This is a genomic window from Asaia bogorensis (genome assembly GCF_900465345.1).
In the GTDB taxonomy this organism is placed as follows: domain Bacteria; phylum Pseudomonadota; class Alphaproteobacteria; order Acetobacterales; family Acetobacteraceae; genus Asaia; species Asaia bogorensis_A.
Window position 1 is genome coordinate 1 of the sequence record NZ_UEGO01000016.1, and the last position, 19,452, is coordinate 19,452.

16 protein-coding genes are annotated in these 19,452 nt (G+C 59.9%); 7 read left to right on the plus strand and 9 right to left on the minus strand.

Translation table 11 applies throughout. The features are described 5' to 3' along the window. On the plus strand, window positions 1-1,157 hold a 1,157-nt coding region (locus ED655_RS08185), incomplete at its 5' end, for a type II secretion system protein GspD (protein ID WP_408735663.1). Beyond that, the gene (locus ED655_RS08190) at window positions 1,154-1,987 is read left to right on the plus strand and encodes a type II secretion system minor pseudopilin (protein ID WP_162993442.1); all 834 of its coding nucleotides are present in this window, start codon (window positions 1,154-1,156) and stop codon (window positions 1,985-1,987) included. The genes ED655_RS08185 and ED655_RS08190, both read left to right, overlap by 4 nt. Window positions 1,988-2,186: 199 nt before the next feature. Here the strand turns inward: ED655_RS08190 and ED655_RS08195 are convergent, their stop codons facing one another. The 4 genes from ED655_RS08195 to ED655_RS08210 form a co-directional block, all read right to left on the minus strand. Next, window positions 2,187-4,103 carry an OprO/OprP family phosphate-selective porin gene (locus ED655_RS08195; RefSeq protein WP_122049755.1) on the minus strand — a complete coding sequence of 639 codons (1,917 nt, stop codon included), beginning with the start codon at window positions 4,101-4,103 and terminating at the stop codon, window positions 2,187-2,189. Window positions 4,104-4,340: 237 nt separating this feature from the next. Beyond that, on the minus strand, window positions 4,341-5,411 hold the full coding sequence (locus ED655_RS08200; protein ID WP_122049756.1) for a catalase family protein: 1,071 nt from the start codon (window positions 5,409-5,411) through the stop codon (window positions 4,341-4,343). Between the two features lie 188 nt (window positions 5,412-5,599). Next, complete coding sequence (locus ED655_RS08205) at window positions 5,600-6,556, minus strand: SIS domain-containing protein (RefSeq protein WP_122049757.1); 957 nt, start codon at window positions 6,554-6,556, stop codon at window positions 5,600-5,602. 87 nt (window positions 6,557-6,643) lie between these two features. Continuing rightward, window positions 6,644-7,846, minus strand: coding sequence for an alpha-hydroxy acid oxidase (locus ED655_RS08210; RefSeq protein ID WP_023979472.1), 1,203 nt, complete (start codon window positions 7,844-7,846; stop codon window positions 6,644-6,646). A gap of 281 nt (window positions 7,847-8,127) precedes the next feature. Between ED655_RS08210 and ED655_RS08215 the strand changes: the two genes are divergently transcribed. The 4 genes from ED655_RS08215 to ED655_RS08230 are packed head-to-tail and all read left to right on the plus strand — an operon-like array spanning window position 8,128 to window position 13,166. Continuing rightward, on the plus strand, window positions 8,128-9,915 hold the full coding sequence (locus tag ED655_RS08215; protein ID WP_122049844.1) for a thiamine pyrophosphate-requiring protein: 1,788 nt from the start codon (window positions 8,128-8,130) through the stop codon (window positions 9,913-9,915). Further along, window positions 9,916-10,893 carry a hypothetical protein gene (locus tag ED655_RS08220; RefSeq protein ID WP_122049758.1) on the plus strand — a complete coding sequence of 326 codons (978 nt, stop codon included), beginning with the start codon at window positions 9,916-9,918 and terminating at the stop codon, window positions 10,891-10,893. Continuing rightward, window positions 10,886-11,527 (plus strand): gluconate 2-dehydrogenase subunit 3 family protein, encoded by a 642-nt coding sequence (locus ED655_RS08225; protein ID WP_205836010.1) that lies wholly within the window; start codon window positions 10,886-10,888, stop codon window positions 11,525-11,527. The genes ED655_RS08220 and ED655_RS08225 overlap by 8 nt, the downstream gene beginning before the upstream one ends. Further along, window positions 11,517-13,166, plus strand: coding sequence for a GMC family oxidoreductase (locus tag ED655_RS08230; RefSeq protein WP_122049760.1), 1,650 nt, complete (start codon window positions 11,517-11,519; stop codon window positions 13,164-13,166). The genes ED655_RS08225 and ED655_RS08230 overlap by 11 nt, the downstream gene beginning before the upstream one ends. A gap of 21 nt (window positions 13,167-13,187) precedes the next feature. Here ED655_RS08230 and ED655_RS08235 read toward each other — a convergent pair whose 3' ends face one another. Together ED655_RS08235 and ED655_RS08240 are read right to left on the minus strand one after the other, a co-directional pair. Then, window positions 13,188-13,781, minus strand: a complete 594-nt coding sequence (locus ED655_RS08235) for a DUF1826 domain-containing protein (protein ID WP_162993443.1) — start codon at window positions 13,779-13,781, stop codon at window positions 13,188-13,190. Continuing rightward, complete coding sequence (locus ED655_RS08240) at window positions 13,768-14,463, minus strand: DUF1826 domain-containing protein (RefSeq protein ID WP_122049762.1); 696 nt, start codon at window positions 14,461-14,463, stop codon at window positions 13,768-13,770. Before ED655_RS08240 ends, ED655_RS08235 begins: the two co-directional genes overlap by 14 nt. Before the next feature lie 86 nt (window positions 14,464-14,549). Between ED655_RS08240 and ED655_RS08245 the strand changes: the two genes are divergently transcribed. Next, window positions 14,550-15,827 (plus strand): GTP-binding protein, encoded by a 1,278-nt coding sequence (locus tag ED655_RS08245; protein ID WP_122049763.1) that lies wholly within the window; start codon window positions 14,550-14,552, stop codon window positions 15,825-15,827. Between the two features lie 29 nt (window positions 15,828-15,856). On the opposite strand, the gene ED655_RS08250 is transcribed toward ED655_RS08245, so the two are convergent. The 3 genes from ED655_RS08250 to ED655_RS08260 form a co-directional block, all read right to left on the minus strand. After that, complete coding sequence (locus ED655_RS08250) at window positions 15,857-16,807, minus strand: ABC transporter permease (protein ID WP_122049764.1); 951 nt, start codon at window positions 16,805-16,807, stop codon at window positions 15,857-15,859. After that, window positions 16,800-18,383 (minus strand): sugar ABC transporter ATP-binding protein, encoded by a 1,584-nt coding sequence (locus ED655_RS08255; protein ID WP_122049765.1) that lies wholly within the window; start codon window positions 18,381-18,383, stop codon window positions 16,800-16,802. The genes ED655_RS08250 and ED655_RS08255 overlap by 8 nt, the downstream gene beginning before the upstream one ends. Before the next feature lie 66 nt (window positions 18,384-18,449). Further along, window positions 18,450-19,373: an ABC transporter substrate-binding protein gene (locus ED655_RS08260; RefSeq protein ID WP_122049766.1), complete on the minus strand. Its 924-nt coding sequence runs from the start codon at window positions 19,371-19,373 to the stop codon at window positions 18,450-18,452. Window positions 19,374-19,452: the final 79 nt, after the last annotated feature.

Here is a 19,452-nt window from a genome sequence, read left to right on the forward strand (position 1 = left end):
GCCTTACGGGGGGTGGTCTGGGCGGAGGTCTGGGGGGCACCGGCACGAACACCTTTGGTCAGACAGGGCAAAACACGGCAGCCCCTGCAGGTCAGGCTGGCGGCAATGCGTCTCTCAACAACCCGCTTCTGGGCGGGCTCGACAGCTCAGGCGGCGGAGACCACAATACCGACACACTGCGTATCCTCTCGAACGCCCAGCATAACGCCATTCTGGTTCATGCCACGGATCAGGAAAGCGATACGATCGAGCAGATGCTGCGCCGTATCGACGTCATGCCGCTTCAGGTGCGTATCGACGCTGTTGTCGCCGAGGTGCAGCTCAATGATGCCCTGCAATACGGCACGCAGTTCTTCTTCAAATCCGGCGGCATCAATGGCGTGCTGAGCACCAACAGCCAGACCATCACGGCCGGCACACTCGCTACTGCTGCTTTCAGCCACACCCTGCCCGGCTTCATCATCGGCGGGGCAAGTGGTGGCGGTGCGCCATTTGCTATCGATGCCCTGCAAAATGTGACCACGGTGCATGTGCTATCCTCGCCCCAGCTCATGGTACAGGATAACCGGGCAGCACGGCTTCAGGTCGGGCAGCTGGTACCCGTGCAGATCGGCTCGCAATCCAGCACAATCGGGACTTCCGTCTATAACCAGTTCACCTATCAGCCAACCGGCGTGATCATGGAGGTAACCCCCCATGTCAGCCAGAGCGGCCTCGTCACGCTGGATGTGTCACAGGAGGTGAGCTCTGTCAGTTCCAATGCAGCCAGCAACACCAGCAGCGCGGCCAATCCCACTTTCAATGATCGTTCGGTCAATTCGCGTGTGGTCGTGCAGGACGGGCAGACAGTGGGGCTTGCCGGGCTCATTACCGAGAACTCATCCCGCGCCAATAGCGGTATCCCCTGGCTCAAGAACATCCCGGTTCTGGGCTTTCTGGCGGGAAGCCAGAATAATAGTCGTCAACGTACCGAATTGCTGATCCTGATCACACCCCATGTGATCCATGACCAGCGCGATGCCGTGAACCTAATGGAAGATCTGCGCGATACCCACCCCAATGCTGCCGATGTGCCAGACGAGATGAAGTCGATGCACACGACCGGCAGCGCCGACCCGCAAAAACGCCTGCGCGAGAAACTCGGTCTGGATCGGTGAACACAAGGCAGTCAGCAACGGAAAGACAGGATCGCGGTTTTGCGCTGGTGATCGTGCTCTGGGCATTGGCGGGGCTCTCACTGCTGACGGCCATGACCATCGCCAGCGCAGGCTCGGCCTTGCGTGAAACACGGCTGCTGCGCGACACGGCCCGTATGGAGACCCTCGCTGAAGGCGGTATCGCCAGCGCAGTCTTTCACGAAAGCGGGCCAGTCGCCACACGCTGGCCACTCGATGGCACGTCGCATGTCAGCTGGATTGATGGTCTGAAGCTCAGTATAAGCCTCACAAGTCAGGCCGCCACGATCAATCCCAATACTGCCCCCCTGCCACTTCTTGCTGCGCTACTCGTGGAATGCGGTGCAACGCCCGATCAGGCGGCAATGATCGCCCGGGAGATGGTTTCATGGCGTAGGCAGGCCCAGGCGCCGGACCCGAATGAGCGACAGCGCTATCTTGCCCTGGGATTACGCTATCTGCCGCCGCATGCACCGTTTCAGTCGGTAAGCGAGCTGGTCCTCGTGCCTGGCATGACATTTGCGCTTTTATCTCGTGTCAAACCGCATTTCTCAATCGTTCAGCCGGAGGAACTTCATGCCCCGGTATCTGACCCGGTTGTGCGACGCGCGCTCGCCCGCGCAAATCTTACGGCGCTTGCGGCCTCAGGCAGCGCGCAACGCCGTGCCACCAGTCTGGTGGCGACAGTCATCGTTACCGATGGGCATGGCGGCTCATCACTGCGTCAGGCTACACTGCTTCAGGATAATGACGCTGACCCGCCAAGGATCATATCGGAACAGCCTGGCGGGGACACTGGAATTCCGGATTGATGACCTGGCCTTTTCTGGTCCCCCGCGGTCTCAGACCGAGGATTGCCGGTTCTGCTTTTACCAACGGCAATGACCCCTGATCCAAAGACGCCGAATTCACGCATTAGGTCATCGGCGGTAGCAATGATGATTAGCCGGCCTTGGAATTCTGCCTCCATTTCGACGGGATTCGCCCCCCCTCCCGATCGCGGGACGAAACCTAGAAAGCCGCCTGGATACGACTTCCCACAGCGTTGATCGAACGACCCTTGTTATTGACCGTACCGACCGTCTGGGAGCTCGTGGCATCAATATGGCTGTATTGCAGCTGGATGCGATAATGGCGGTTGATGTACCAGTTCAGCCCGCCCGACCAGACGGTCTGTGTGCCACCGCGCACCCCACCCGTCACCGAGGCTGGCGCATCGCCGCGCAGATTGCTGTTGAAATCAAGCACACTCCAGCGTCCGACCAGTTCGAGCGCGCCCCATTTGTTGTTCCAGATATCGAAATCCTCTTTCGGGGCGGGTGATGAAAACGCGGCATCCTTGGGGCTGTAGCGTCGCGGCTGTCCGAACAGGGTGTAGCTGCCTGCCACGTAATAGCCGTCAAAGCCGAGATTGGGCGCAGGACCCTTGACCCTTGCAGCTGCGGTACGGTCGACACCGATATGATAATATTCCGCCTGAATGAGCGCGGCCTTGTAGCGCAGGGCGATTTCCGGACCAATCGCCCAGACCTTGCCGATATCGGCGATGGTCCCGGTAGAAACGAGACGCTCATTGGTCAGGCGTGTCTCAGGACGATCGCTGAGCGAGAGGACACGTCCCTGCGATGTCTGGTTGCGCTTGAAAGACATGGTGGAGGACATACCAAGGTGAAGATCGACATTGGGTGTTGCCACCGGGCGACCTGCCACACGCAGCAAACCACCCATCTGGCTGTCGGACACCGTGGGGTCATTGGTGCGATCACCATAAGTCTGACCCGTCAGATAAGCGCCGAGATACCAGCGCTTTTCATGCGTGCGCCCACCAAGGCTCATACGGGTATCGCCCGCAGCAATCAGACGCACTACTTCCGAAATCGAGGCACGCTCCATCAGAATGAAGCCGTTGGACGATTCTGAATCCTGCATCGTCACGCGCGGCTGATAATAGCCAAAGGTGAACTGCGAATTGTGGATGCCACTATAGACCATATTGGCTTCATAGAGCCCAGCCGTTCCGTCGACCGTGCGCCCCCATTCTGGCGTAAGGTTGGCCAGAAGATTGCCATAACGCCATGTCAGCGGCAGACGCAGGCGACGGGCATTTTCGTTCATCTTGGGGAAACGACCGGTCTGCCCCTGAGCCGTACCGCCCGTTGACGGAAAACCGCCAATATCCAGATGCATGACCAGCCCCACCGAAAAGGCATAGAGCCCGTCACTGGATGCGATGGTCGGACGCCCGGCAGGAAAGCCGATCCGTATTCCGCCGATATCGACCGTTTCAGCAGATTTCGTGGCCCGGCGGAAATCGGCCAGTGACATGTTCAGACCATGATCGGGCGGCGGGATCAGATGGGTATCATAAGCTACCTGTGGGTCAGAGGGCTTGCCCTCCCCATGTGACCGGGCCGCGGCCAGCTGAATGCCTTCCCCTCCAGAATTGTTCGCAGGGCCGGGCGATGCAGTGCCCGGCGATATGGTCCCGCTCCCCGGTCTAGAAGGAGACGCCGAGGTTTGAACCGTGCGAGCAGTTTGCGCGACAGCGCCGCCCACCCCGGCTGATGCCGTGAGAACACCAGGTGCGTTTTTGTGAAGCTTGGTATGCTGCGGCCCATCGGATGTCACATGCAAACCCGGTCGCGCATCAGCGACATCATGAGAGCTGGCTGTGCCAACAACGCCGGTGACACGACTATGACGGTTAGACACCGCCTTGTTTTGCGCAAGTTCCGACTGACGGCGCAGCGTGCGTTCCTTCGCCAGTTCGCGACGCAGATCGCTGATCTGCCCCTGCATCTGCGCCCGCATTTCAAGCATCTCACGGCGCAGAGCGGCGATGTCATCTGATTGCCCCGCGGCGAAACCGGTTTCCGGCATGACAACGCCGCATAGAAGCAGCAGGGAAGTGAGGGAACGCGCGCGCATGAATCTGACTGACTTTGCCTCTGGACCGTATGCGCGATGCTATAAACGACCCAATAAGTCAGTTGAATGACTGTTTTATGACAAAGTGAACTTTTTGCAATCAAACGAAAGAAATGTTTTGTCGTAAAAATCAGTAGAACAATAACCGAAGCACTTATACCAGACGATCCCCACTATCGCCTGGATAAAGGCTCGCATGGTGAACGCTTCGATTACACACGCACGATCAACCGTCCTTCACGGCAATAACTTCATCGGGCATCCGTTTAGCCTGGACCGCAATCCCGCAGAGAAAGGATAAGCCGCCCGTCGGGCGCGCATGATATTGCCAAGCGGTCTGTGCGCCTCGAGCCCGTGCCAAGGTGAAAACGAGAGACATTCATCAATCTGGTATGATCGCGCCTCGTTCCAGCTATCCTGCGGCGGAAATTCGAGCGTTGCCACAGTGTGGAAAGGGCTGAGAGCCTCGCTCCACTCTGTTGCGGCATTCTCGACAGGTTGCCGCTGTTCATCGCGGCAAAGCTGCGCACGCAGGCTGAAGCGCCCACCTTCCTGCGCCATGACGCGCCTGATTGCCCGACGTATCGCAACCGGATCATGATCGATATCGATCAAACGGCCCGTCAGCCGACGAAAGCTCTCTGACTCAGGCACGAGATCGAGCTTCGCGACATAATCACCAAAACGCACCGGCACCTGCGAGTAAAACCGGTTGCCCAGCGGATGAGTGGGTGTGAATCCACCCAGCGCAGCAAGCGTGGCACTGGGCCTGGCGAAGCGCGTCAATAGTCTCTGCATCAGGCGCAGCGTGCGCGAAAGCCACGCTTTGGCGCCCTCTGCCCGATCGGTTGTCAGCGCCAGCACGCGCAGATTCTTAAGAAATCCCCTGGCATCGGGTGCCCCGAAAACGGCACCGTTGGCAAACAGGAAGTCCTGTACCGCCACCCCCTTGTTGTCTTCCAGCAGCGGACCGGGCACGTCATGAATTTTCAGGGCAAAGCCACGTGGACCTGAAACGGCATCGCGCAGCGGATCGCCCGGTATGGCTGAAAGCCGTGCCGTCAGGCGATAGGCACCGGGTATCGCAAAAAGCCCTTGCGCAAGCTCCGGCGGAAGATTGGCCGCCACATGCAATGTCCCTTCAAGCAGGGCATGGCTCTTGGCATGAACCCCGCGCGAAGCCGTGCCGATATCACGATGCGTCGCCGTAATGATGCGCCGGAATGTCCGACGCAGTTGCTCGTGAGTGGCCCCTTCATCTGTCGAGCCTTTCTCGATGTCGGGGTGGTAGGCGATGGGTGCGCGCATCGATCGGCTCCGGCAGGTCTGGGCGAGGAATATGATTTTTCCTCGCTCCCAGCGTCTGGCGACCGTCCGGGTTGCCATAGGCTCGTGCCATCGGTGTCAGACACGCCTGCGGCAGCCCCCTCCTTGGCCGGATGGCTGCCCCATCGGATGCAATACGGGCCAAGAGCACCCTGCTTGGGATCGACCGATCAGGCGTCGAATGTAACGACCTTGGTCAGATGACGCGGTGCCAGCGTGTCGAGCCCGTTGGCGCGCGCCACGTACTCGCCCAGAAGTTGCAGCACTGGCAGACATACCAGCGGCCCCGCGCCCTGATCGCCGCCTACGGAAAGGGAAACCGTACCTAGACCGCCAAGGCCAAGCACGACCGCTCCCTTCTCTATCACCTCACGCGCTACCTGCTCTTCCTCTTCGCGGGTATCAGGATGATAGAGCATGACCACAAAGGAATGTTCATCGATCAGGCTGGTCGGGCCATGACGATATTCAAGCGGATGATGCGCCTCGCTCTGGCTAAGGCTCATTTCCTGCATCTTCAGCGCCCCCTCGCGGGCCACGCCGTAATAGGCGCCGCCGCCAAGAAACACGAAATGCGAGCGGCCCTGAATCAATGAGACAAGATGCGGGTCGGAAGCCTCTAGCAGAGCCTCGGCAGCGACGATCGTATCAGGCGTAATGGACAGCCCGGCATAGCGCAGGCCCGTCATCAGCATCAGACTGGCCGAGGCAGTCATCACGATCCCTTCTTCGGGGTGGGTCTCAGCCTCGAAGGATTCGCTCGAAACGCGCGTCAGGGCGCTGCCGGGCGCACAGGTAACGCCCAAGACATCAAGCCCTGCCCTGAGGCCTGCTGCGGCGGCTGCCACGGTCTCGGTTGACTCACCACTGCGCGACAGCGCCAGCATACGGGTGGGTGTCCCGGCCGGTACATAGGATGAGGCACGACGCGTCCACTCATTGCCCGGCACCGCACGCGCGGCAAATCCGGCCTCGTTCAGCGCGCAGGCAATGCTATCGGCGATATGCACCGAAGTGCCACAGCCAATCACCACATGGGTAAAACCGGGCTCGGGCGAAGAACCGGGAGACGACAGCGCCCGCCAGAAGGAGAACTGCTCACGTATGCCGCGTTCGGTCGCATTCATAGCCCAGTCTTTCACGCCAGGGGTGGGAGGTGGGCGCGATCATGACACAAGCTGCCCCGCGTTCCGATACCCCCTCTGCCCAATCGGTCAGGTTTTTTCCGTCGCCTGTTCGGCGAAACGGACATCGCCCAGATCCTTGAGCAAATCCTCCTTGAGTGACTCCAGACCCGTGACACCCAGCAGGGCCAGATCCCGGCTGATTTCGGTGCTGAGAATGGAAATGGCCTTGTCGAGCCCGGCACTGCCCGCCAGCGCACAGGCCTGAAGGAACGGACGCCCCAGCATGACCGCATCGGCGCCAAGCGTAAGGGCCTTGAGCACATCACCGCCACAACGAAAGCCGCTATCGACAATCACGGCCATATCGCCCGCTGCCTGCCTGATGTCGCCAAGAGCCTCAAGCGGGGCGATGGTAGAGTCGAGCAGACGGGCACCATGATCGGAAATGCCAACCGCATCGGCCCCGATCCGGGCCGCTTCAGCAATATCCTCCGGACGCAACAGCCCCTTGAGCACGAGCTTGCCTTTCCATCGCGACCGGATGTGGCGGATATGGTCCCAGGTGAAGTGAGGCGACCCGCCAACAGCGGCAATCTCATTGGAGAAGAGGCCCGGCCCACCCTGGGGACGGATGTTCACGATCTTCGGGTTGCGATCACGCAGGATCGTGCGGCCCAGCGTGCCGAAGGTCCAACCAGGATGCGCCATGCCACCGAGCGTAGCGCGCAGATTGGGCCGGATTGGCATGGAATAGCCTGCCCGTGTCTCGGCAATACGTTGCGCGGGCACAGGCACGTCACAAGTGATGAGAAGAACAGGATAGCCCGCCTCCTGCACACGATCGATCATGCCATCGATGATGCCCATATCGCTGGGCAGATAGGCCGCAAACCAGGCCCTGGGATTGATGCGTATGATCTCTTCGAGAGGTGTGAGCGAATTGGCCGAAAGCGCATAGAAAAGGTTATGGCGGCGCGCGGTCGATGCCTCGATACGGTCTGCGTCATAACGGGTCATGGCGGCACCACCCGTCGGGGCGAACCCGAAAGGCTGGTCATAGGTCTCGCCCAGAAGGGTAATCTTGGTGTTGAGACTGGACACATCGCGCAGCCGATAGGGCCGCCACAGATAGCGCTGGAAGACGGCCCGGTTGCGGCGGAGGGTTATTTCCGACCCGGCGCCATTGCGCACATACTCATACACAGCCTTGGGCAGATAGCGTTTGACGGCCTTTTCGAAATCGGTGAGCTGATAGATATCTTTCAAACGCCGTTTGGCCGTGATGGACATGAAGAGATCTCCCGAGGGTTCGCGCTGATACGCTGGCAATGGAACAGAAACGGGGCCGGAGGCTCGTGGGCCTTAAGCGTCCTTATCACGTTAAAGTGACATTATGAGCGCCATCCCGGTCCAACCCGTTTTCAGCATTGGATAACGCAGGAAACAGCGAATTCTGATCATTCCGGTTCATGAATATAAAATAATTTTACAAAGTATGAAAATGAACATTCCTGCTTGACGCGACGTTGCTTCGGCACACAGCCAATCGCCGGAGCATCAGAGCCATGTCCATGAATGTCAGCGAATTCATGTGGAAACGCCTTCAGGAATGGGGGCTGAAAAGGGCCTATGGATATCCGGGTGATGGTGCAGGCGGTATCGACGTGGCGCTTCAGCGCGAAATCGATGCCGGGCGTGTGGAATATGTTCAGGTGCGTCATGAGGAAATGGCCGCGTTCATGGCATCCGCCCACGCCAAGTTCACGGGTCAGGTCGGGCTCTGCTTCGCCACCTCGGGGCCGGGGGCCATTCACCTGCTCAACGGACTTTATGACGCGAAGCTCGATCATGTGGGCGTCGTCGCCATCATGGGCCAGCAGGCACGCACCTGTATCGGGTCGAATTACCAGCAGGAAGTCGATCTGCAATCGCTCTGCAAGGATGTCGGCTCGGAATATATCGTCACCGTTACCGAACCTTCGCAGATGAGGCACGCCATTGATCGCGCCGTGCGTATTGCCCGCGACAAACGTGCCCCCACCATCGTGATCGTCCCCAACGACCTGCAGGAGCTGCCCTACAAGGAAGCCCCTGTCGCACATGGCTTTACTCATACCGGCATTGGCGAGACGGTCATCAGCCCCGTTCCGGAAATGCATGGCCTGCAAGCCGCCGCAGAAATTCTGAATTCCGGCAAAAAAGTCGCCATTCTGGCTGGCGCAGGCGCACTGGAAGCCACGGATGAGCTGATTGCAATTGCTGACCTGCTTGGCGCCGGCATTGCCAAGGCGCTTCTGGGCAAGGCCGCCGTGCCAGACGAACTGCCATATGTCACCGGCTCACTTGGCCTGCTCGGCACCAAACCCTCCTGGGACCTGATGAAGGAATGTGACACCTTCCTGATGGTGGGATCGGCCTATCCCTATAGCGAGTTCCTGCCCAATCCGGGTCAGGCACGCGGCGTGCAGATCGACATCAACGGCTCCAACCTCTCTTTGCGCTACCCGATGGAAGTCTGCCTGCAAGGCGACAGCGCCGCTACACTGCGCGCCCTGATCCCGCTTTTGCAGCGCAAGACCGACCGGAGCTGGCGCGAAAAAATCGAGAAGGAGGTCGAAACGTGGTGGAAGGTTCTCGAAGCCCGCGCCATGACGGACGCCAACCCGATCAACCCGCAGCGCGTGTTCTGGGAATTGTCACCCCGTTTGCCTGAAAACGCGATCATCACCGCCGATTCAGGCTCGGTCGCCAACTGGTTTGCGCGGGATCTGAAAATCCGTCGTGGCATGAAGGCCTCGCTCTCGGGCGGCCTTGCCTCGCTTGGGGCTGGCACACCTTATGCGGTCGCCGCGAAAATGGCCTTTCCTGAACGGACCGTCATTGCTTGCATGGGCGACGGGGCGATGCAGATGAATGGCCTGAACGTGATGATCACGATCTCCAAATACTGGAAGCAATGGGAAAATCCTAAACTGATCGTTCTCGTGCTTAACAACCAGGACCTCAATCAGGTGACATGGGAAGAACGCGTCCAGCTTGGCGAGGGCAAGACGACCGCCACGCAATCCATTCCCGATTTCCCGTATCACAAATACGCCGAATTGCTCGACCTCAAGGGTATTCTGGTCGATCACCCCGATCAAATTGCCGGTGCATGGGAAGAGGCCCTGAACGCGGATCGACCTGTTATCCTCGAAGCTCGCACCGATCCCGACGTGCCGCCCCTGCCACCGCACATCACCCTGCAACAGGCCAAGGCTTTCCTCTCTTCCCTGCCGACCGAACCGGAACTGCTCGATGTGATCCGCGGGTCAGCGAAGGAAATGCTGGCCACGTTCCTGCCTTCGAAGAAATCCTGAATGCCGCGTTATAGTGGCCCGCGTGGCGCGGTTGGCTGGGCCCTCGGCCTGACCGGCGCGCTCACAGCGGCGGCCTTCGCTGCCGCAACGCGGGGCGGGCGCATGAAACGAAAATCCGCCCTTCCCGCCCTTGCGGCCGAGCCGCCTCCCTCGGCGGATCGCGCCAATCTCGCTGCGAGACGCCTCAACCGTTCCGCCGGCACACTGGCCGCTTCGGTTCTTTTCGACAGTGCCGTCGAGCACTACCGGGGCGATTTTGCGAACAAGGCGATGTACACCCCCCTTGTTACCTCGGCCCTCGCCCTCGCCGTCTCGGCGCATGGCACGGCGGATAGACGCGCTCATTCGCATCTGGTCCGTGACGGGGTTTATGCCCTGACAGGGCTCGTGGGGTTGGTAGGCACCGGGTTTCACATCTGGAATGTCGTCCAGAAGCCGGGACGATTCATCTGGCAAAACCTTTTTTACGGGGCACCGCTCGGTGCGCCCATGGCCATAGGGCTCTCTGGCCTTCTCGGTTTTTTTTCTGAACGAGTGCGCGAGACAAAACCGGGCGACGTGCCGAAACTGTTCGGCCTGCCCGCGGGGCGCGTCATCGGCGCGGTTACCGGCGCTGGCATGGTCGGCACGACCGGTGAGGCCGGGTTGCTCCACTTCCGCGGCAGTTTCCATGATCCGTTCATGGTCCTGCCTGTTGCCATGCCGCCTGCCGCTGCCGTGGCCATCACGCATGCCGCGTTGGGCGATGCCCGGACGGACCGCCGCCTGACACGCTGGTGGCTGCGCGCTACCGCCATCATGGGTGTGTCCGGCACCGTCTTCCATGCGATCGGCGTCGGGCGTGACATGGATGGCTGGCGCAACATCCAGCAGAACCTACTCAATGGCCCCCCTATCCCGGCCCCGCCCGCCTTCACCGGACTGGCCCTTGCCGGGCTGGCGGCGCTCGATCTGATGGAGGATGACCGCGATGTCTGAGCGCTATCCGGGTTATGATGTGCTCAATAAGCGCCTCGGTCCTTCATGGAACGATGCAACGCGCCGCGTGATTGACGAGCGCCTCGCTGTACCACGTGAGGCGCGCTTTCTGGAGCAGGCGGAATGGCTGACGCTTTGCGCCCTTTGCGACAGGGTTATGCCCCAGCCGAATGATCGCCCGCCCGTTCCGCTTGCTGCCTATGTTGACCAGAAGCTGCTGAAGGATGAGCGCCCCGGTTTTCGCGATGCAGCCCTGCCCCCCCAGCGCGAAACATGGAAGAGCGGCCTGGCGGTATTCGAAGCCGAAGCCCGCGCACGCCACGACGCCTCATTCCACCGTCTATCCGCCGCCGATCAGGAAAACCTGATGCGCGAGGCCGGGGCCGGTCGTCTGGGCCATGCCGGATGGAGCGCTGAGCAGATGCAGCTTTTCTTCAATGGGCATGTGCTGACCGATATCCTTTCCGCCTATTACGCCCATCCCACCGCCTGGAGCGAAATCGGGTTTGGGGGTCCAGCAAGCCCACGGGGCTACGTCCGTATGCAGAATGACCGCCGCGACCCTTGGGAGGCGATCGAAGCCACGCCCAAAACGGTAGAGAAAGTGCGCAAGGAAAACCGCCATGTCCGATAATCCCTTGCTCACACCACGCGCCATCGATGGCCGCGCACCCGATGTCTTTCGCAAGGGCGAATGGGTGCCCATGCGCGAATATGCGCAGAATGAGCCGGTGGATTTCGTGGTGATTGGCACTGGGGCGGGTGGCGGTCCCCTGATCGCCCGTCTGGCTGAGATGGGTTACTCGGTCATCGGGTTCGATGCAGGTGCGTATTTCAGGCCGCTTGAGGATTTTGCTTCTGACGAGACCAGTCAGAGCCAGCTTTACTGGACCGATGAGCGTCTGATCGATGGGGCAAATCCGATCAAGATGGGCAGCAATAACAGCGGCAAGGCTGTTGGCGGCTCGACGGTCCATTTCGCTATGGTTTCATTACGATTCAGGCCCGAATGGTTCCAGTCGCGCACCAAGATGGGTTATGCGGTCGACTGGCCGCTCGATTGGCGCGAGATGTGGTCGTATTACGACAAGGCCGAACGCGACCTCGCCATTGCCGGGCCGATTTCCTACCCCTGGGGGCCAAAACGGCCACGCTATCCCTATCGTGCACATGAATTTGGCGGCGCGGCGGAGTGGCTGGCGCGTGGTGCCGAGGCAATGGGCTATCAATGGTCTGAAACGCCTCTCGCCACGGTCTCGGCACCGCGCGGCGACTCCCCCTCTTGCGTTTATCGTGGCTTCTGTCGTGTCGGGTGCTCGACCAACGCCAAGCAGAGCCAGCTTGTGACCTATATCCCCCGTGCCCTGAAGGCCGGTGCCGAGATACGTGATCTTGCCATGGTGGGACGCATAGAGACCAATGCGCAGGGTGTCGCGACCGGTGTGCATTATCATCGCGAAGGGACGTGGCATTTCCAGAAGGCGAAACAGGTCATCGTTGCCGGTTATGCCATCGAGACGCCGCGGCTATTGCTCAACTCGGCCACAGACCGCTTTCCGCAAGGGCTCGGCAATCGATCGGGTTATTTGGGGCGCAACCTCATGGTGCAGTCCAATCAGGCTGTTTATGGCAAGATGAAAGAGACGGTGCGCTGGAACAAGGGTCCGCCCTCTCTCACCATCACCGAGCACTGGAACTATGAGGACAAGAAGGATTTCTTTGGCGGGTATTGCTGGATGGCCCAGGGTCCCCTCCCGCTGGAATGGTCCTCTGCCGTTTCATCCTCGCGCGGGCTGTGGGGCGAGGCGCTGCGCCAGAAAATGATGGATTACAACCATCAGGTCGGCCTCAAGATGGTAGGGGAAATGCTTCCCAGCATGAATAACCGCGTGACGCTGGCTGATGAGAAAGACCAGTACGGCCTGCCCATCACACGTATCACCTATGGCTGGCAGGATAACGACAAGGTCATGATCCAGCATGCTCTGGGCGAAATGCAGCGCTCACTCGAACTCATTGGCGCGCAAGATATCTGGCGTCAGGAAAACGATACCAACCATCTGGCGGGAACGGCGCGGATGGGGTTTACGGCAGAAACATCGGTGGTCGATGCCGATTGTCGCAGCTGGGACGTCCCCAATCTGTGGATCTGCGACGGGTCGATTTTCCCGACCACAGGGGGCGTCAATCCCTCATTGACCATTACCGCCATTGCCTTGCGCACCGCCGACCGCATCCAGACACTGCATCGTCAGGGAAAGATCTCGCTTTGATCACCCCCTGACGCTGGGCCCTCAGTCGGCACGCAGGAACAGCACGACGCCGAGCGAGGCCTTGTCCAGATCGATCCTCACCCGGCTTTCATCCCGGACTGGCATGAAAGCCAAACTGAACGGCGCGAACCGGGTGAGGCGCGGACCTGTGAAAGGCTCGCCCGAATTCCAGCCGGCTTCATCATGACCATAGGCGCAGAACAGCGACAGACGCCCTCCCGGCTCAGGCTGCCCCCCGGCCACGCCCGTGGTGAGAACCAGACTGATCCGGTTCGATCCTGAGAGAGCCGCGGCAAGCGAGGCGCAATGGGCAAGGTCCTCTGCCAGGAATTCCGGATATCCTTCATCCGAAACAAGAGCCTGAGCCGCCTGCATCACCTGTTCGACCGTTCCTGAGAGCGAGAGCGGCTCCAGAGGCGGCAAGGCCTCTCTCATGGCCTCCACCCAGCTCTGTGGAGGTCGGCGCGTCCAGATGACCATATCGAGATCCTGACGGGTCAGGCTTGCCAGTGTGTCCTCCAGATTACCGGCGCGGACATGGGGAACCTGGCCTGACAGGGAAGCCATCCCGTGCAGCATATCCTGCCCGTCGGGCCAGCTCTCAATGGCGAACATGCAACCCCGCATCGTCGTCCGGCGCGTACCCGTCCTGCGGGGTCAGGCCGCGATCAGCTATGTCATGGTCCTCTTCGCAGCAGGCATCAATCAGACCTTCATGCCCCAGCACGGTCTCGTCAATCGTCAGCAGCAGCCTCCCCCCGACCTGAAGCTGTGCCGCTGTCATCGGTGGAGACCGATGTCGCACCGTGCATTGATCGGACCAGTCGGGATGGGCCGTCCCTGCCAGAAGGACAACCGCCCCTGGTGGGGTATCCTCGATATGGGCGCCGTCATCGCGTGTCCATTGCACGCCCGGCCCGACATAGCTGCGCAACAGCCGCAAGGCGAGGTGATCGACATGGAATTTTCGGCAGCTATCCGTCACGATCCGCTCAAGCCTGACTCGCATGACAGAGTGCCCCGTCATATCCGCGTAGAGCGACACAAGCGACATGATATCCTCGCGCAAGGCGTCGAACGTGCCCTGCATGGCATCGGCCAGCTTCACCCCCAGTTCATCACGCGTACCGCGCAGCACAATCACGGCGGGACGGGTCGCAAGGTAGCGATAGGCCGCATCGCGCACCTCTGCGTGCAAGCCCAGTGGCAGCGTCGTCAGGTCGCCGGAAGGGAGTGTGACCGCCAGCGGGCTTTTACGGAAGGCGAGGATACGTCGCGTCGGGCAAGAATCAATCATGGGTGGCCCTCAGAATAAGTTATGTTATAACATAACAGTTCTAGCAAAGATTTCAATCCTTCCCCGTTCCCTTGCCCGAGCGCCTCATGTCCGATTCATCCAGCCTTTCCCCCGCTCATCTGTTCGGCGAGAGTGCCGAAACCCTCGCGACCAATAAGGGAGACCGTGACACGCGCCTGCCGGTGACCATCCTCTCAGGGTATCTCGGCGCAGGAAAAACCACGCTGATGAACCATCTGTTGCATAACCGCGAAGGCTTGCGGATAGCGGTGATCGTCAATGACATGAGTGAGGTGAATATCGATTCCGCACTCATTCGCGCTGGCCATAGCGATCTGACGCGTGCAAAGGAAAATCTCGTTGAGATGACCAATGGATGCATCTGCTGCACCCTGCGCGACGACCTTCTGACGGAGATCAGCCGCATTGCCGCCCTTGATCGCTTTGACTACCTGCTGATTGAGTCAACAGGTATTGCAGAGCCTATGCCCATTGCCGCCACATTCGAGTTTCGTGACGAGGCAGGGCATAGTCTGAGCGACGTGGCGCGGCTCGATACGATGGTGACGGTGGTCGATGCGGTCAATCTGCTCAATGACTTCTCCTCCACCGATTTCCTGCATGAGCGGGGTGAGAGCGCTGGCGAGGATGACCACCGCAGCCTTGTCGATCTCCTGACGGAGCAGATCGAATTTGCCGATGTCATCGTGCTCAACAAGATCGATACGGCAAGCGAGGCGCAGCGCCGGGTCGCACGCTCCATCATCAACGCCCTCAATAGCGAGGCCCGGATGATCGAAACCTCGGAGAGCCGTCTTGCCTCGCGGAAGGTGCTTGATACCGGCCTTTTCGATTTCGAGCGGGCCCATCGCCATGCCCGCTGGTTTCAGGAACTCTATCACCCGCACATGCATGCGCCGGAGACCGACGCCTATGGCGTGACCAGCTTCGTCTATCGCGCCCGACAACCCTTCGAGCCGGAAGCCTTCGCTTCACTGATCGCCCGCTCATGGCCGGGGCTTGTGCGCGCCAAAGGGTATTTCTGGCTGGCAACCCGCCCCGACTGGGTGGGCGAGCTGAGCATTGCCGGCTCGCTGGCGCGCAACCAGGCCGCCGGGCGCTGGTGGGTGAGTATCCCTGCAGCAGACTGGCCGAATGATGCTGAATGGCGGCAAACACTCGATGCGCTATGGGACCATTGCTATGGCGACCGCAGGCAGGAGCTCGTTTTTATCGGTGCCAACCTGAACGAGGCCGCCTTGCGTCAGGCGCTTGACGCGTGCCTGATCACACCGCCCGATACCGGCGCTTTCGACCCCGGTCGTTACGCCGATTTACCGGACCCTTTTCTCAAATGGGAATAGGGAAAGCTGGCGGAAGCAGTTGCCAACGCTCAACGTACAGCAGGACGGGTCTGGCGGCTGATGAAGATAGCCAGAAGGATAATCGCGCCCTTGATGACATTCTGCACATAGGGCGAGATATTCATGAGATTGAGGCCATTATTGAGCACGCCCAGAAGAAGCGCACCGATCAGCGTGCCAATGATCGAGCCGCGCCCGCCAGAAATCGCCGTCCCGCCCAGCACAACGGCAGCGATGGCATCGAGTTCGAACCCCATACCGGCATTGGGCTGGCCGCTCATGAGGCGCGAGCTGAGCAGGATCCCCGCAATCGCTGCTGTCACACCGCTTATGAGATACACGATGACCTTGTAGCGACGCGCATCGATACCAGAGAGACGCACGGCGTCCTCATTGCCGCCGATGGCGAAGATATAGCGCCCAACCGGCATTTTCTCGAGCAACACATAGGCCACCACAAATGTCAGCGCCATGATCACAATAGGGGTCTGCACCCCTAGAATGGTGCCACGCCCCAGAAAGCCGAACCAATCGGGCAGACCGGTAACCGGATAGCCATTGGTGTAAATCAGCCCCAGCCCGCGCGCGATGCTCATTGAGGCGAGCGTGACAATGATGGGGGGCATACGCAGACCGGCAATGCACAGCCCGTTGCCGAGCCCGAACACCATGCCTGCTCCAATCCCCGCGAGGATGGCCACGACGCCTGATACCCCGCTGGCAAGTAGCCCTGCGGTGAGCGTACCTGTGAGAGCCATAGTGGCACCGACAGACAGATCGATCCCACCTGTCAGGATCGCAAAAGTCATACCAACCGAAATGATGGCGTTGATCGAGACCTGACGGCCGATATTCTCCAGATTGCCCAGCGACAGGAAGCGGCTGTTGAGAAACATCATGCCGATGACGACCACGATGAGCCCCATGGCAGGCAAAAACGCGGTCGAGCGCCGTGATAGCGCCACAAGGGAGTCACGCATGGAGCGACGCTCCCGACCCGGCGGACTGATGAGAGGCATATCCCTGTCCGACGGATTTTGTACCGCTTGATGTGGCATGACGCATGATCTCCTCGGCATTCAGCGCGTCTCCTTCGAGAATGGTCGAGATGGCGCCACGATAAAAAACAGCGACGCGGTCGCACATCCCGACGATTTCGGGGAGTTCTGATGAGATCATGATGATCGCAAAGCCCTCCCCGGTCAGGTCCCGCATCAGACGATAGATTTCCGCTTTGGCCCCGACATCGATTCCGCGCGTCGGTTCATCGAAGATCAGGATCGGGCAGCGACGATTGAGCCAGCGCGCGATGACCACTTTTTGCTGGTTGCCGCCGCTGAGCGTGACGGTTGCCGTCTCGGCATCCGGGGCCTTAACCTGCAGGGCGCGCATGAGAGAGGCGGTTTTCTCATGCTCCTTGCGCCGGTCGATCAGTCCTGTACGCCGCGTATACTGTGGAAGATTATTGATCGAGATATTGTCGCGTATACTGAATGGCAGAATCAGGCCTTCCGTCTTGCGGTTTTCAGGCAGAAGCCCGATCCCGGCTTTGAGCGCCGCCGCCGGATCGGACAGGGTGACGCCACGCCCATGCATGGTCACGCTCTTGCCCGGACAGGGCAGCGCTCCGATCAGGGCAAGAGCGGTCTCTGTACGGCCCGAGCCCACCAGCCCGGCAAAACCAAGAATTTCGCCTGTGTGAAGGTCGAAATCGCTCATGGCTGCATCGCCTCGGCTGCGCAGATGGCGCGCTGTCAGCAATACGCTGCGCTCGGCCGTATTGGCCTTGGGCGGAAAGCTGTTCTCGATACGCCGCCCCACCATCATCTCGACCAGATAATCCATGGTGCAGGACGCGACTGGGGTCAGGCCGACATTCGCCCCATCCCGTAGAATGGTAATGCGATCGCAGATCTCGAAGATCTCCTCAAGATGATGCGAAACGAAAATAATCCCGATGCCCTCATCGCGCAGCTGCCGCATGACGCGAAAAAGCAGTGCTGCCTCGTTGGGGGTCAGCGGGGCTGTCGGCTCGTCCAGAATAAGGATGCGCACATCGAGCGAGAGCGCTTTGGCAATCTCCACGAATTGCTGCTCGGCAACACTCAACCGTCCGACGGGAACGGTCAGGTCGATCTGCACGCCGATGCGTTCAAAAAGGCCAGCCGCCTGACGCGCCATGGCCGTACGGCGGCTCAGCCCGAGCGCATTGCGCCTTTCTCGCCCCAGAAAAATATTATCGATCGCGTCGAGATCGGGCACCAGGCTGAATTCCTGAAACACAATGCCGATGCCGCGCGCGATGGCGTCGCGATAGCTCGTGAAATGGCAGGCTTCGCCATCGAGCAGCATCTCGCCCTCATCCTGGCGCTGGATGCCGCCTATGATCTTGATGATCGTCGATTTCCCAGCGCCATTTTCACCCAGCAGCGCATGAATCTCACCACGCATGAGGTCCAGTGAAACGCCCTTGAGCGCTTTCACTCCGGGAAAACTTTTGGTGATGCCCTGCAGCTTCAGGAGCGGCAGGGCAGAAGAAGAGTGTATTTCTGTCATGATGCCTTGCCGCCCCCAATAGGTGCTCAAGATCGGTAATAAGAGAGGCTCAGCCCCGCCTCACTCTCACCAACTGAAAGTCTTTGCTCCCTTGGCGTCGACCAGTTCCACATCCACGGGCACTGTGGCGGGCGGCACTGCACCCCAGTACTTGGCAAGCGCCATAGCCAAAGCGAGACGGATCTGCTGTCGCGGGAATTGCGCGGCCGTGCCGATGAAATGCGAGCCGGGCTTGGCAATGGCCTTGATCGCTTCGGGCGCGCCATCCACGCTTACAAGCTTGACGTCATGCCCACTCGAATCAATGGCCGACAGCACACCCAGCGAGCCATTATCATTGACGCTGAAAATGCCCTTCATGTCGGGATTGGCCTGCAGCATGTTCTCAGCCACCGTCAGAGCCTGGTCGCGCTCCTGCTTGCCGTTTTGCGTGCTCACGATCTTGATACCGGGAAATTTCGCCAGGGCGGCCTTGCATCCCTTTACGCGCTCAAGGATCGGCACCACGGGAATACCATCTATGATACCGACATCACCCTTGGTGATAGTCTGGCCCAGATATGTGCAAGCCTTGAAACCGGCATCGTAGTTCTTCGATCCGACAAAGGTATCAATGGGGCCATTGGCCTGGGCATCGACCGAGACTATGGGGATATTCTTGTCGTGCACGGTCTTTACGATGGAGGCAACGCCCGCTGAATCGGTTGGATTGATCAGGACGATCTGTACGCCCTGCTGCACCATATCCTCGATATCGCTGACCTGCTTGGACACGTCGTGATGCGCATCGCTGATGATCAGTGTGGCTCCGATGGATTTGGCCGCATCCTGGAGCGCGTCCTTCATAGTTACGAAATAAGGGTTGTTCATCTCCTGAAAGGACACGCCGATCTTGAGCGGTTCGGCGGCATACGCCTTGCCGGGAGCCAAAGAGAGCGCAGACCCGGTGACGAGGGTCGAGGCGAGAAGCGTCTTGAGAAACTTGTTCATTTTGAACTCGTATCGAAATGGGGCATTCCCTGCCCGGTGCAGTTTTCCATGCCCTGTCATCCGGGGCACAGGCTCTGTT